Consider the following 419-nt stretch of genomic DNA (forward strand, 5'->3'; position numbering starts at 1 on the left):
CGATCAGGGCGCCGAAGATGGTCGCCTTGACCTGGTAGTAGTTGTCGGAACGCCGCGCTTCCGCGGTGGGGGCGGGCGGTGGCGGCGCCTTCATGGGCGCGATCGGGGGCGAAGCGACGGCCGGCGCGGCCATCTCGCGCGCAACGACCGGCGCAGCCGCCGGCTCCGGCGCCTGAATGGCGGGCCTCGCTACCCGCGTGTCACTTTCATTTCCGCTACGCTTACCGAACACGATGGCACTCCACGCGGGCTGTCTACTTCTTGGCCCGCAACTTCTCGATCAAAGGTGACAGCAACGAACTCTTCGGCTTCTTGGTCTCGCCGCGGCCGGTGAGGCGCTGCGCGATCTGCAGAAACATCTCGGTCGTGCGATGGGTCGCGGAGATCTCCGCGATCATCTGGCCGTTATTGGCGGCCGA

At 66.8% G+C, this 419-nt stretch carries 2 pseudogenes; both read right to left on the reverse strand.

Features of this window, described 5'->3' with window-relative positions:
- A pseudogene (locus tag CQ12_RS42810) lies at positions 1–232 on the reverse strand (CpaF family protein); the annotation flags it as partial.
- Positions 233–254: 22 nt separating this feature from the next.
- Positions 255–419 (reverse strand): annotated as a pseudogene (locus tag CQ12_RS44280) (CtpF protein); the annotation flags it as partial.

This window comes from Bradyrhizobium jicamae (assembly GCF_001440395.1).
Classification (GTDB): Bacteria; Pseudomonadota; Alphaproteobacteria; order Rhizobiales; family Xanthobacteraceae; genus Bradyrhizobium; species Bradyrhizobium jicamae.